This window comes from Erythrobacter sp. S259, assembly GCF_057364965.1.
In genome coordinates this window covers 3,304,068-3,317,091 of the sequence record NZ_CP200286.1, presented here as the reverse complement: position 1 = coordinate 3,317,091, position 13,024 = coordinate 3,304,068, and the positions used below count along the sequence as shown (strand labels likewise).

Genomic DNA, 13,024 nt, shown 5'->3' with positions numbered 1-13,024 from the left:
AATAACGATTTTTGTGAGTTAGATTTGGTGCGGTCGAGAAGACTCGAACTTCCACGGGCGTTAGCCCACAACGACCTCAACGTTGCGCGTCTACCAGTTCCGCCACGACCGCACTCTTTCTGGTAAAGGACGGCAAGACCGGCTCACTGCCCTTGGTAGGAGCGCGCCACTAGCAAGGGGTTTGCGCGTGCGCAAGAGCTTTGATGCTTGGGGGGCACCTCGGGCCTACCAATTAATATTTCGCAGCCCCCTGTCCCGCATCGGGATGAGGTTTAGGGCGTACTTGCGAGAATAGTAAACACGCCGGTAACCACGGCGCATGAGCTTCGCTGCAACCCTCATGATCCTAGCACAAAGCGCAGCGCCAAATGCCGCTGGGCAAGCGGCAGTCGCTCCGCCAACAAAGAGCCCTCCGGTGGCGGTTCAGGCGCGCGCGAGTGCCCGGATCATCCGTCCTGCTCGGATCGACTTTTCAAAGTTCGACGATGCGAAAAGCGCTTTAACCGCCGTGGAGGCCCGTGAAACTCAGCGCAGCCGCGATGCTGCGGGCACGCTTTGGATCGAATTCAGCTAAAATTGCGCGGATCAGCCAGGGCCCAACCAATTTCAGCCGCTTGCGCGGTGGGCGGAATATCGGTGATCGCTTCGGTTACATTCAGACTTTCGCCCGGCGCAAGCTCTCGCTTCGATGGGACAATCACCCAGGAATACACGTTCTTTTCACGGGCATCACGGAACACGACCAAGAGGCTAGGGACCGTCATGCTCTCTTGCCCGACATTGTTGATAGAGCCGCGCACCTGAAAAATCTCTTCCCCGCTTTCCAGCACCTCTTTGCGCTGTTGCTCTTTCGGAAAATCGAGATTTATGCCCGGCGTCTCCAGTCCCCAAGTGGGCCTTTCGATGGGAAGCCACTCAGGCAGGCCATAGAAAGTGGCAGCAAAAACGGTGCCTGTCGCCAGAACCGCAAAGACCCCGGCGGCAATCGTCCACATTTTGAGGCTGTTGCGCCGCCGCGTGAAAGGCGGACGGTAATCAAAGTTGGACGTGTCGTCGTAATGATCCTCATCAGCAAAAACGCTGTCGGCGTCATCCAAATAGGGATCATCATCCCGCGCGCCTGACAATGGATCGGATGAAGGCGCAAATTGTTCTGCTGCCTCGCCATCCTGTCCGCCTGCAAGCCCAGCACCATGCAATTTGGTCTCAGCAGGCGCCTCTGTCTGCGCCGAGGGCTCCGCCTGAGCAGGAGTATCTGGCTGGGCAGGAGATATAGGCTGGGCAGGCGGGCTGCTTGCGGCGTCGGAGGTGTCTTTTGTTCCCCAATGATCAATAGAAGGCCCCGGTGCCTCTTGCTCGGCGTCTGCCTGCGGCGGAGACGGAGCGGCGGCAACGCGTTCTACCGGACCTTCATCAACGTGCAGCGGCACATCGGGCGCGCCCTCGAGCGGCTGCGGGTCTTGGAACCAGGAATGCTTGCATTTTGCGCAGCGCACAGTGCGGCCTTCTGGCCCGATGGCGGTCTCGGGTACGGCGTAGCGTGTTCCGCAAGCGGGGCAGGAGATGATCATTGCGACAATTTGCATGAATCAGCCGCCGCCTGCCCGCAAGGGCTTTAACCGGTGCACAGGCCAAAACGCGCTTCTTTTCCACATGGAAGCACGTTTCAGGCAGTTTACGGGCGAATTGCCGGGGTTTGATCCCCTTCTTGGGCTTCCCCAAATGCAGGTCCGCTGATAAATCCGGTTCCTATGAACGACAGGCCGTCCGAAATCGTGAAATTCGACAATGTGGGCCTTCGCTATGGCACCGATCCTGAAGTGCTATCGGATGTGTCCTTTACTTTATTCCCCGGCAGTTTCTACTTCCTCACAGGGGCAAGCGGCGCGGGTAAGACCAGCCTGTTAAAGCTCCTCTATCTCTCGCAGCGGCCATCGCGCGGCTCTATCAGCATGTTCGGCAAGGACATGATCACACTGGACCGCGGCCGGCTGCCTGATTTTCGCAGGCGTTTGGGCGTGGTGTTTCAGAATTTTCGTCTGGTTCAGCATCTTTCCGCTTTCGACAATGTCGCACTTCCGCTCCGGCTCGCAGGAACGGATGAAGGCAAAGTCATGCGCTCTGTCACAGATATGCTCGAATGGGTCGGACTTTCGCACCGAATGCACGCTATTCCAGAGACCATGTCAGGCGGTGAGCAACAACGCGTGGCAATTGCGCGCGCGGTTATCGCACGTCCGCAAATTCTTATCGCGGACGAGCCCACTGGCAACGTCGATCCTGAAATGGCGCTCAAATTGCTCCGCTTGTTCGAAGCGCTCAATCACCGGGTGGGGACGACCGTTATTGTTGCCACTCACGATGTGCACCTACTGAAGAAAGTGCCCGAATCTCTGATCATGCGCCTCAACAAGGGGCGTTTGTCCGATCCTACAGGGGCCCTGCGCTATCCGCCTGCGCCAAAGGTAAAGCCCTCCTCTGACACTATGGGAGCGCTCAAATGAGCACGCCTCCTGTGCCTGATGGGTCATTGGCTGCGCCGGGCGATGACCTTTCTACAACCGGCGATGTAGCCTCCAGCCTTTCCCCCCTTCCCGCCTGAGCGGACCGATCCCTTGGGTGATTGCGATCCTGATCGCGCTTGTGGTGATTGCGGCCGCTGGCGGCCTGTCCTTGCGCAACCTTGCCAACAATGCGCGCGCAGACCTCGCGGACGCGGTTACGGTGCAAATTATCGAAGCCGATGTTGAGGCGCGCACCGTTCAGGCCGAGGCAGCAGCCGCAGCGCTTGGCAACAATCCGCTGGTCACATCAGTGCGAGTGGTGCCAGATGATGAGCTTCAAGAGCTTTTGGAGCCATGGCTTGGTGCCGGATCTGCCAGCGACAGCGTGCCGATCCCGGCGCTGATTGATGTAGAACTGTCGAGGCGGGCCTCATCGGGTGAGTTGGCCGAGCTTCAAACGTCTCTTGATAGCGCGCTTGCGCCCCTTGGAGGCGGCGCAAGAGTGGATGCGCAATCGCAATGGCTCCGGCCCGTTTATGATGCGCTGTCCGCGCTTCAATATCTGGCGCTTGGACTAATTGCGCTTGTTTCCATCGCGACCGCGGCAGCCGTTTGGCTCGCCTCGCGCAATGCCTTTATCAATCACCGTGAGACCGTGGAGATCATCCACCTGCTGGGCGGCACCGACACTCAGGTCACCCGCATATTCGAGCGGCCCGTTATCCGCGAGGCTGCGTTTGGAGCGGTGATCGGCCTTCTTATCGGCCTTGCCGCCGTCTGGCTTTTGGGTCAGCAATTCGCAAGCCTTGATAGCGGCATGGTGGGCGGCGGCGGGCTTGGTATGACCGACTGGCTGATCATTGCTGCTATTCCCGTAGGCGGGGTGCTTTTGGCGCTCGTCACTGGTCGATTAACAATTGGCCATGCCCTCAGGTCTATGTTGTAGAAGAGGGATGAAGACTGCTCGCAATATTGCTGCCACCGTGCTCATGGTCTGGGCGCTTGGCTTTTTGTGGTTCACGGTCGCATTGCCTCAGCCTGCGGGCAATGAGAAAACAGAGGCTGTGATTGTCGCCACTGGCGGCGCTGGACGGATTGCACAGGGGCTTACGGTGCTGGATGCTGGTTTTGCCCCGCGCATGCTCGTCACGGGCGTTGATCCGGAGGTTAAACCCGGCGAGTTTGCGGCGGAATTCGGCGTTTCTCCAGAACAGATGGATTGCTGCGTCACGCTTGGATTTATGGCGGTGGACACCCGGGGCAATGCGACTGAGACTGCGGCATGGGTAAAACAGCAAAACATTCGCTCCATCCGTCTGGTGACGACCGATTGGCATATGCGAAGAGCGGCGGGCGAAGTGTCGCGAACGCTGCCCGAAGGCGTCACGCTGGTTCGTGATGCGGTTCCGTCTGCTCCAAGTCTTGCCAGCCTCTTCCTTGAATATCACAAGCTGATCGCCAGTTTTATAGCTGGCCTTTTCGGTTATTGAGTACGCACCTCTTGCCCTTTATTCGCAGCCTTTTCTTTTACCCCCTCTTTTACGGGGTCAGTGCGCTTTTGGTGGTCGCCTCAGTGCTCGCTGTGCCGATGGGACAGGTGGCGCTTAAAGGCGTGGTCGCGCGTTGGGGCGCTTGGCATATTTGGTGCGTTGAGAACATTCTGGGCATCAAAATCGTGCAGGAAGGCGTGATCCCGGATGAGCCAGTGCTGATCGCGGTCAAGCATGAGAGCTTCTTTGAAGCGATTGATATGCCCCGTTTGTTCAGCTTCCCCACGGTCTTTGCAAAACGAGAGCTGTTTTGGATACCGGGCTGGGGTTTTTCGGCGAAAGTCTATGGTCTGGTCCCGGTCGCCCGCGACAAGGGCGCGCGGGCTTTGCGCGAGATGATTTCTCTGGCGAAAGTTCGGGTTGGCGAAGGCCGGCCTCTGGTGATCTTTCCCGAAGGCACCCGCGTGCCACACGGAAAAGAGCCGCCGCTGCAATCAGGATTTGCCGGGATTTATAAGCTTATAGGCCTGCCCGTGGTGCCGGTCGCAGTGAACAGCGGTCCGTTTTATCACCCAATGATAAAGCAGCCTGGAACGATCACTTACAAAGTGGGCGAGACAATCCCCGCAGGCCTTCCGCGCGCTGAGATGGAGGCCCGCGTTCATCGCGCCATCAATGCGCTCAATACTGGTGAAAGCGTGCCGTCAGGCTCTCTGCCCGCAAGCGCTTAGCTATGATCCTTGCGTCCAAAGTCTGGGCGTTCATCATCCTGACCTTGATCAATCACCTCGCGCCTGATTGCGCGGGTGCGGGTGAACAGGTCATGCAGTGTATCGCCGTCGCCTGAACGGATCGCGCGTTGGAGCGCGGTGAGGTCCTCGGTGAAGCGGCCCAGCACCTCAAGCACTGCGCCTTTATTGTTGAGGAACACATCGCGCCACATCACCGGATCAGACGCTGCGATCCGGGTGAAATCGCGAAAACCCCCGGCGGAATATTTGATCACTTCTGACCGGGTGACTTCTTCCAAATCGCTCGCAGTGCCCACAATCGTATAAGCGATGAGGTGCGGGATGTGACTGGTAACGGCGAGGACCAGATCGTGATGGCCCGCATCCATCAATTCGACCTTCGCGCCCAGCTTGGTCCAGAAGCCGCAGAGCGCGGCAACAGCCGTTTCATCTGCACCGTCAGGCGGGGTCAGAATGCACCACCGATTGGCAAAAAGCTCGGCGAACCCTGCCTCTGGTCCGCTTTGCTCTGTGCCTGCCACAGGGTGGGCAGGGATAATGGTGTGGCCGGGCAACGCCTTGGCGAGAGCTTTCGCTACACTCTCTTTGGAAGAGCCCACATCTGAAATGATTGCGCCGGGCTTGAGATGCGCCGTAAGCTCAGCGGCGGCGGCTTCCATCGCGCCTACAGGCACGCATAGGATGACCAGATCGGCATCATGCACCGCGTCAGCGGGATTGTCGCAGACTTCGTCCGATAGGCCTCGCTCAGCTGCACGGGCGCGCACATCGTCGTCACGGTCATAGCCCCTGGTGGTGATCTCCCCCGCATACTCTTTGATCGCAAGGCCTACTGAGCCGCCCAGCAAGCCGAGCCCGATAATCGCAACGCTCTCAATGCTCTTGGGAATGGTCATGAAGCCTCTCCGCACAATTCTCGCAGACACGCCGTCACCTGCTCCATATCCTCAGATTTGCCGATAGTGATCCGCAACGCGTCAGGCAGCCCTTGGGAAGGCAAGTGGCGCACGGCGTACCCTGTTTTGGCAAGGGCCGTAAGAGCGCTTTCAGCAGTCACTTCGCCCTCAAAGCGCACAAGAACGAAATTCGCCTCGCTCGGCACAGCACTAAGGCCATGATTGCCGAGAGCGGTGACGGCCTCGACAAATTTGGAGCGCTCGATGGTGTTGTGCTCTCGGCTGGCGCGCACGAAACCCTGATCCCCCACGGCTGCGAGAGCTGCCCTTTGGCCGCTGGTGGTAACATTAAAAGGTCCGCGAATGCGATTAAGGGCGCCGATCAAATGGGAGGCTCCTGTCGCCCAGCCAATGCGTTCAGCCGCAAGGCCGTAAATCTTAGAGAACGTGCGCGTCACGAGCACATTGTCGTGGGCCTTTGCCAGATCAAATCCGACCTGTTGGAACGCGGGGGCAAGATACTCGGCATATGCTTCATCCACGACCAGAAGCACGTCGCTTGGAAGGCCAGCGTGCAGTCGCTTCACCTCGGCAGGCGCAATCCATGTGCCTGTGGGATTGTTGGGATTGGCGAGGAACATCACCCGAGTGCGCTCGGTCACGGCCGCCAAAAGCGCGTCCACATCGGCAGTAAAGTCTACATCAGCAACCTCTACAGGTGCCGCTCCGCAGCGGCGCGCAGCGATGTCGTAAACCGCAAAAGAATGGCGCGAAAACACCACCTCATCGCCCGCGCCTGCGAATGCCTGAACTGCAAGGTTAAGCAGCTCATCCGAACCCGTGCCGCACACAATGCGCGCTGGATCGAGCACATGCAGTTGACCCAGAGCCTCCCGCACATCCTTGGAATCGGGGTCAGGATAGGGGGCCGCGCCCGTGCTGAAACCGCGGGGCGCTTCAAGCTGCTCCAACGCGGCAATGGATGAACCCAGCGGGTTCTCATTAGCGGACAGCTTCACCAAAGGCTTGCCATCTGCGCCAGCGGATTTGCCGGGCACATAGGCGTGTATACCCATTATATAGGGCTTGGGCTCGGGGCGCTTGGTCATAGCGCGGGCGATAACGGCTAACGGCGTGCAAGAATAGCCCAATTGACAAGCCCTAATTGACACAAGGGGCCCGCTCCCCCAAGTCGCTGAGCCGTTATGACGCCCTCATCTGCCTCGAAAATCTACGCGCTGCCTGACGCTTTGCCTCTGGATAGCGGGCAGGTGCTTTTAGGCGCAGAGATCGCTTACGAGACCTACGGCGTGCTCAATGCAGACAAATCGAACGCGGTCGTCATTTGTCACGCGCTTACCCTCGATCAATATGTGGCAAGCAAAAATCCGATCACTGGCAAGGCTGGTTGGTGGGAGCGTATGGTCGGGCCGGGAAAACCAATCGACACAGACCGTTTCCATGTGATCTGCGCCAATGTGATTGGATCGTGCATGGGCTCAACCGGCCCTGCATCGCTGGCTCCCGATGGCGCTCCTTACGCAATGCGCTTTCCGGTCATCACCATTCGCGATATGGTGAGGGGGCTTGCCGCGCTGCTCGATGGACTGGAGATTGAAAAGCTTCACGCCGTCATCGGAGGTTCCATGGGAGGCATGCAAGCGCTCAGCCTTGCTGCCAATTGGCCGGAGCGAGCGGAGCGCGTGCTTGTGCTTGCCTCCACCGCTCGCCATTCGGCCCAAAACATCGCCTTCCATGAGCTAGGCCGCCAAGCGATCATGGCCGATCCCAATTGGGCAGAAGGGGCGTATTATGACGGGGATACGAAACCCGATAATGGCTTGGCCGTGGCCCGCATGGCAGCGCATATCACTTATCTCTCCGAAGAAGGCCTGACCGAAAAGTTCGGCCGCCGTTTGCAAGACCGCGATTCTAAGAGCTTCGGGTTTGAGGCTGATTTTCAGGTGGAGAGTTATCTGCGCTATCAGGGCAGCGGGTTTACCCAGCGCTTTGATGCGAACTCCTACCTCTACATCACCCGCGCAATGGATTATTTCGACCTCGCCGAGGAGCATGGCGGCAAACTTGCGGACGCTTTCGCGGGCACGTCCGCGCGCTTTTGTCTTGTGAGCTTCGACACCGATTGGCTGTATCCCACCGCGGAAAGCCGCCATGTGGTGCACGCCCTGAACGCGACCTCTGCCAAGGTGAGCTTTGTCGAGCTTTCGGCAAACGCTGGCCATGATAGCTTCCTGCTTCCCCATGACCAATTGGACCGCGTTGTCAGGGGGTTTGTCGAATGAGCGCATTACGCTTCGACCTTGCAGCCATCGCCGACCAGATTGGCCGCGAAAAACCCGGTGCGCGCGTCCTTGATGTGGGCTGCGGTGACGGCGCTTTGATGGCTGCGTTAGAGGCAGAGCACGGCGCAGATGTGCGCGGGGTTGAGCTTGATCCAGTGAAAGTGGAACGCTGCGTTTCCAGAGGGCTGTCAGTGATTCAAGGCGATGCCAACACCGACCTTGCCAACTATCCCGACAAGAGCTTTGATTTCGCCGTGCTCAGCCGCACGCTTCAGACGGCCAATCGCCCTGATCTGGTGCTCGAAGAGCTGCTGCGCGTGGCTGACGTTGCTTTCGTAAGCTTCCCCAATTTTGCCCATTGGGGCACGCGGGCCGCGCTGATGTTCGGGGGCAAAATGCCGGTCACCAATGCCTTGCCGGTAAGCTGGTATGAGACCGAGAATATCCACCATGTAACAGTGGAGGATTTCCGCGCGCTGGCGGCCAAAAAAGGCGCCAAAATCACCGCTGAATGGAACTTTGCAAACGAGCGCGCCATCGGCCCACTGGGAGCCAATTGGCGCGCTGAGATTGCTGTATTTCAGTTAAGCCGGTGAGGCTTAGCCCGGACGGTGAATACCGCAGATTTTGTGGCCATCGGGATCAGTGAAATAGCACAGATACATCGGGCCCATTGAACCTTCACGAAGGCCGGGAGGGTCTTCGCAAGTGGTGCCGCCATTGGCGACCGCTACATCGTGAAATTCCTGAATCTGCTCAGGAGAATCGCACACAAAACCGATGGTAAAACCGTTTGAGGGTTCAGCAGGCTTATCATTGATCGGCTCGCTCACCGCGAAAGTAGAGCCATTGTGCATGTAAAACAGACGGGTGTGCCCGGTGTCAGCGACGTGCACCATAGGCTCGCTTGCACCAAGAACGCCAAGCGCTGCATTGTAGAACGCCTTGGACTTCTCAATATCGTTGGAGCCGATCATTGTATGGTTGAGCATGGAATATCTCTCCTCTCATGCATTGAACAGCAATGGAGGTAGGTTGCAAAAAGGGACGCGGCAAGCTCTTTCATTTGTAGTCGCACGTTCAGACGGCGCAGGATAAGAGAGAGACCATGACAACTTCAATCATCGCCGCGCTGATCGCGCCCCTAGCGCTTCAGGCAGCGGCCCCTTCTGCGGCGCCTGCTGCTGATAAACCTGCCACGTTTGCTGACCTTTCCATCGAGGAAGCGACCGCGCCGCGCTGCGGGATGGCGTTTGCCATTGTGCAGGGGTGGCAGGACGCTGGCGTTGATCGCGGGTCTGCCTGGCCAAGTCTGAAAGAGGCAAATGCGCGGGAATTTTTCCTTCGCGCCATGGTCCGCCTGATTGACAGATATGAGCTGGAGCGCAGCGACGTAACGCGCCTGGTCACGGCCGAAAAAGCCCGTCACGAGAGCGACAATTTTGCAGGCGTTGAAGCTATGATGCCTGCGTGTTTGGCGCTGCTTGAGGCAAGCTCGGCAAGAGGTGGGTAAAGGGCGACCAATTTCCGGCGCGCCTTGTGGCTTTTGCCGTTCGCTTGAGGCATAAGCGGTCTTGCAATGTGGCAAGTCTACCAATTTCCTCTCTGTCCGTTTTCGCGAAAAATCCGTCTTCTCATGGGGGAGAAGGGCATTGCCTATGAACTGGTGCGCGAAGACCCTTGGGCCCCTTCTGAAATGTTCCCCAACCTCAACGCTGCGGGTACAACGCCGGTGGTGGTGAATGAGGAGAAGAAGGTCACACTTGCCGACAGCCGCGCGATCAGTGAGTATTTCGAAGAGACTGTCGATATCTCGCCCATGATCAATGGGACAGCTGCGGGCCGCGCGGAAATCCGGCGGCTCATCGCTTTGTTCGATGAAAATTTCTACGCCGATGTGACCGGGCCATTGTTGATGGAGCGGATGAAAAAGCGGCTTGTCTATAAACAGCCCCCCAATTCCGCCGTTCTGCGCGATGCGATGAAGAATGCGCACGGGCATCTGGATTATATGGATTGGCTTATCGATAACCGGCCTTGGCTTGCAGGCTCCACCATGAGCTTGGCAGACCTCGCAGCAGCCGCGCAGATCAGCGTTGCCGATTATCTTGGCGGGATAGATTGGAAAGGTCATGAACAAACGCGCGGCTGGTATTCAGTATTCAAAAGCCGCCCAAGCTTTCGCCCGCTGTTGTCTGAGCGTATGGACGTGATCAAACCGCCTGCGCACTATGCACTCGTGGATGGGTAAGGTTAGGAGCACGCAATGACTGACGATCCCAAAACCGTTACCGAAGAAGAATGGCGGACACGCCTCTCGGCTGAACAGTTTCACATCCTGCGCGAGGCAGGGACCGAGCGGGCCTTCACTGGCAAATACGACAAATTCTATGAGAACGGCGAATATATGTGCGCAGCATGCGGCACGCGCCTGTTTGTCGCGGCTGCCAAATACAATTCGGGATGCGGCTGGCCTGCTTTCACTAAGCCTGCCGATGAAGATGTTATTGATGAACACCGCGATGTCTCTTTCGGCATGATCCGAACCGAGGTGCGCTGCGGGAAATGCAACGGCCATTTGGGGCACGTCTTTCCCGATGGACCGCCGGAACAAGGCGGACTTCGCTATTGCATCAACTCAGCAGCGCTCGAATTTGCGCCCGAGAAATGAGCGTTTCCGCATAATTTGGCGTATAATTTTGCTCATCTATGGGGTTGAGCCTGTCCCTAGCGTTCACCGCTCGTTACAACTTGCTCAGGCATGTTGTGTCGGAAATTGGGCAAGTGGAAGCCGAGAGAGTGCAGAAACGCTAGATGTCGAAGCGAGGTGATAACATCTCGAACAAGAGCAAGCGTGGCTCTCGCCGCGCGGCGTCTGAACGCGCGTCAGTGGGCACGAAAAAGAGCCCCTCCTCTTCTAAAAAGGCCAAGCTGAAGCGCGAAGGCGCTCCCCGCCCCTTGTGGAAATGGACCAAGCGGGCTGCGCTGTTTGGCGGGCTTGCCGCTCTTTTGGGCGCTGTATTTCTTGCCTTTGCGGTTGGATTTGCCGCCCGCTCGCTTCCAAGTTTTTACCAATTGCAATCGAGCCAGGCGGGACAGACCATCCGGGTTCTGTCACGCGATGGCAGTGAGATTGTCGAAATCGGGCCAAGCTTTGGTGAATGGCTCGCCTTTGAAGACATTCCGGAAAACATGCGCAACGCCATGGTTGCGGTCGAGGACAAGCGGTTTTACTCGCACTACGGCATCGACCCGATCCGAACCACAGGCGCGGTTGTCGAAGGATTTACAGGAGCGCGCTCTCGGGTCGGCGGCACATCGACCATCTCTCAGCAGTTGGCGCGCAATTTGTTCCTGTCCTCCAACCGGACCTTTGATCGCAAAGCGCGCGAGGCGATACTCGCGATGGCGCTGGAATGGAAGTTTTCCAAGGAGCAGATCCTCGAGCTTTACCTCAATAAGGTCTACTTTGGCGGCGGCGCGTACGGCGTGGACTCTGCAAGCCGCAAATTTTTCAGTCACCCGGGTAAAAACTTAAGCGTCGCCGAAGCCTCGATCATCGCTGGCCTAGTGAAAGCGCCGAGCCGCTATTCCCCCACTGCCGATGTGCAAGCCGCTGTTGACCGCGCCGCTGTTGTGCTGCGGCTGATGCGCGAACAGGGCTATATCACGGCGGATCAAGCTTCGGTGGATGTGGACACTGTGGAGCTCAAGCAGCAGTCGGGCCAGAATTCGGTGCGCTATTTCACTGACTATGTGCTGCCTCAACTCGACCTGATCCTGCCAGAGACCAATGCTCCATTGGAGGTGCACACCACTCTGGATGTCGGCATGCAGCGCGCAGCAACCGCTGCGGTAAAGGCCAATTCACCTGATGGTGCACAAGGCGCTCTTGTAAGCCTTGACCGCGACGGCGCAATCCTCGCTTTGGTGGGGGGCACCGATTACGTTGAGAGCAATTTTAACCGCGCCACTGACGCCATGCGCCAACCGGGCTCCTCTTGGAAATTGTTCGTCTATCTCGCCGCTTTGGAAGCGGGATACACGCCCGATGACAAGGTCAAGGATGTGCCGGTCACCATTGACGGGTGGAGCCCGCGCAATTCCAATGGCCGCAACGTGGGGGAGACGAGCCTTCGCACCTCCTTCGCATATTCGATCAACACGGTCGCGGCCCAGCTCGGCAACGAGGTGGGCTTTGGCACTGTCGCCTCCATGGCGCGGCGGTTCGGGGTGAGTTCGCCTGTGTCGACTTTCCCCTCAATGGTGCTCGGCGCTTCCGAAGTGCGACTGCTAGAGATGACACAGGCCTTTGCCGGGATTTCAGCGCGCGGCATGGCGGTGGAGCCTTATGGCATCACAAAGGTTGTGACCGCCGATGGGGAGACAATCTTCGAGCACAAGAAAGCGCGAGAGAGCAAGCTGGTACCTGATTATGTGGCCGCTGGCATCACCGATCTGCTGCAAGCCGCAGTGCAGACCGGCACAGGCCGCGCGGCCCAAATCGGGCGGCCTGTTGCTGGCAAGACCGGCACTACGAGCTCCAATAAGGACGGGTGGTTTGTGGGCTTCTCCAGCGGGATAACCACGGGCGTTTGGATGGGCCGTGATGACGCCAAAAAGGTTGCCGGCCTTCAAGGGGGCCGCGCGCCTGCCCGCGCTTTTGCCGCCTATATGCGCTATGCTGTCAAAGACCGGCCCGAAGAGAAATTCGACACCGAACTGAACCTGCCCGAATGGCAATTGGAGCCTGATGAAGAGGCGCTGTTTGGCGATCCGGATGATTATTACTTCATTGATGAACAGGGCAATCTGGTGGAGCCTGGACGCCGCGAGAGTGAAAGCCCGGCGTTCGACGTTGAGGGCGAGCGCGGGGCTCCGCGCGTAGAGGAGCCCCCACAAGCGGTGAGCGATGACTTTTTGGAACAAGCCATTGGCGGCGCACCGCGCTCACCCCGAGGGCCTCCTCCCACACCGCCGCCCTCGGCAATTGATCCGGCATTTCTGGAGGATGATCCTCCGCTAGAGTTCGAACGGCGTTAGCGGCAAAGAAAAAGCCCCCGAAGCGTTGCTGCTCCG

Annotated in this window: 15 protein-coding genes and 1 tRNA gene; 11 read left to right on the top strand and 5 right to left on the bottom strand. The window is 58.3% G+C overall.

What is annotated here, in order from left to right; genetic code table 11:
• Positions 1-25 precede the first annotated feature (25 nt).
• Positions 26-112: transfer RNA gene (locus tag AC0V60_RS15665), tRNA-Leu, on the bottom strand.
• A 207-nt stretch (positions 113-319) separates the two neighbouring features.
• Between AC0V60_RS15665 and AC0V60_RS15660 the strand changes: the two genes are divergently transcribed.
• On the top strand, positions 320-574 hold the full coding sequence (locus tag AC0V60_RS15660) for a hypothetical protein (protein WP_486179350.1): 255 nt from the start codon (positions 320-322) through the stop codon (positions 572-574).
• Here AC0V60_RS15660 and AC0V60_RS15655 read toward each other — a convergent pair.
• A complete protein-coding gene (locus tag AC0V60_RS15655; RefSeq protein ID WP_486179349.1) occupies positions 567-1,586 on the bottom strand; it encodes a zinc-ribbon domain-containing protein in 1,020 nt (339 codons plus the stop codon). The two genes, AC0V60_RS15660 and AC0V60_RS15655, sit on opposite strands and share 8 nt — an antisense overlap.
• Before the next feature lie 165 nt (positions 1,587-1,751).
• Here AC0V60_RS15655 and ftsE point away from each other — a divergent pair, with 165 nt between their 5' ends.
• The 4 genes from ftsE (at position 1,752) to AC0V60_RS15635 (ending at position 4,725) form a co-directional block, all read left to right on the top strand.
• Positions 1,752-2,504 carry a cell division ATP-binding protein FtsE gene (ftsE, locus tag AC0V60_RS15650; RefSeq protein ID WP_486179348.1) on the top strand — a complete coding sequence of 251 codons (753 nt, stop codon included), beginning with the start codon at positions 1,752-1,754 and terminating at the stop codon, positions 2,502-2,504.
• Between the two features lie 115 nt (positions 2,505-2,619).
• Positions 2,620-3,450 carry a cell division protein FtsX gene (locus tag AC0V60_RS15645; RefSeq protein WP_486179347.1) on the top strand — a complete coding sequence of 277 codons (831 nt, stop codon included), beginning with the start codon at positions 2,620-2,622 and terminating at the stop codon, positions 3,448-3,450.
• 7 nt (positions 3,451-3,457) lie between these two features.
• Complete coding sequence (locus AC0V60_RS15640; protein WP_486179346.1) at positions 3,458-3,994, top strand: YdcF family protein; 537 nt, start codon at positions 3,458-3,460, stop codon at positions 3,992-3,994.
• A 71-nt stretch (positions 3,995-4,065) separates the two neighbouring features.
• Complete coding sequence (locus tag AC0V60_RS15635; protein WP_486179345.1) at positions 4,066-4,725, top strand: lysophospholipid acyltransferase family protein; 660 nt, start codon at positions 4,066-4,068, stop codon at positions 4,723-4,725.
• Here the strand turns inward: AC0V60_RS15635 and AC0V60_RS15630 are convergent.
• On the bottom strand, positions 4,722-5,642 hold the full coding sequence (locus AC0V60_RS15630; RefSeq protein WP_486179344.1) for a prephenate/arogenate dehydrogenase family protein: 921 nt from the start codon (positions 5,640-5,642) through the stop codon (positions 4,722-4,724). The genes AC0V60_RS15635 and AC0V60_RS15630 overlap by 4 nt on opposite strands.
• A complete protein-coding gene (gene hisC / locus AC0V60_RS15625) occupies positions 5,639-6,751 on the bottom strand; it encodes a histidinol-phosphate transaminase (RefSeq protein ID WP_486179343.1) in 1,113 nt (370 codons plus the stop codon). Before hisC ends, AC0V60_RS15630 begins: the two co-directional genes overlap by 4 nt.
• Before the next feature lie 96 nt (positions 6,752-6,847).
• Between hisC and metX the strand changes: the two genes are divergently transcribed.
• Both metX and metW read left to right on the top strand, forming a co-directional pair.
• Positions 6,848-7,945: a homoserine O-acetyltransferase MetX gene (gene metX, locus AC0V60_RS15620; RefSeq protein ID WP_486179342.1), complete on the top strand. Its 1,098-nt coding sequence runs from the start codon at positions 6,848-6,850 to the stop codon at positions 7,943-7,945.
• Positions 7,942-8,541 carry a methionine biosynthesis protein MetW gene (metW, locus tag AC0V60_RS15615; protein WP_486179341.1) on the top strand — a complete coding sequence of 200 codons (600 nt, stop codon included), beginning with the start codon at positions 7,942-7,944 and terminating at the stop codon, positions 8,539-8,541. Before metX ends, metW begins: the two co-directional genes overlap by 4 nt.
• 3 nt (positions 8,542-8,544) lie before the next feature.
• On the opposite strand, the gene AC0V60_RS15610 is transcribed toward metW, so the two are convergent.
• Complete coding sequence (locus AC0V60_RS15610; RefSeq protein ID WP_486179340.1) at positions 8,545-8,937, bottom strand: VOC family protein; 393 nt, start codon at positions 8,935-8,937, stop codon at positions 8,545-8,547.
• 116 nt (positions 8,938-9,053) lie between these two features.
• Here AC0V60_RS15610 and AC0V60_RS15605 point away from each other — a divergent pair, with 116 nt between their 5' ends.
• From AC0V60_RS15605 to AC0V60_RS15590, 4 genes are all read left to right on the top strand, one after another.
• Entirely contained in the window at positions 9,054-9,458 is a 405-nt protein-coding gene (locus tag AC0V60_RS15605) for a hypothetical protein (RefSeq protein ID WP_486179339.1), read from the top strand.
• A gap of 66 nt (positions 9,459-9,524) precedes the next feature.
• Positions 9,525-10,196, top strand: coding sequence for a glutathione S-transferase family protein (locus AC0V60_RS15600; protein WP_486179338.1), 672 nt, complete (start codon positions 9,525-9,527; stop codon positions 10,194-10,196).
• A gap of 15 nt (positions 10,197-10,211) precedes the next feature.
• The gene (gene msrB, locus AC0V60_RS15595; RefSeq protein ID WP_486179337.1) at positions 10,212-10,616 is read left to right on the top strand and encodes a peptide-methionine (R)-S-oxide reductase MsrB; all 405 of its coding nucleotides are present in this window, start codon (positions 10,212-10,214) and stop codon (positions 10,614-10,616) included.
• 143 nt (positions 10,617-10,759) lie between these two features.
• Positions 10,760-12,988 carry a transglycosylase domain-containing protein gene (locus AC0V60_RS15590; RefSeq protein WP_486179336.1) on the top strand — a complete coding sequence of 743 codons (2,229 nt, stop codon included), beginning with the start codon at positions 10,760-10,762 and terminating at the stop codon, positions 12,986-12,988.
• Positions 12,989-13,024 lie beyond the last annotated feature (36 nt).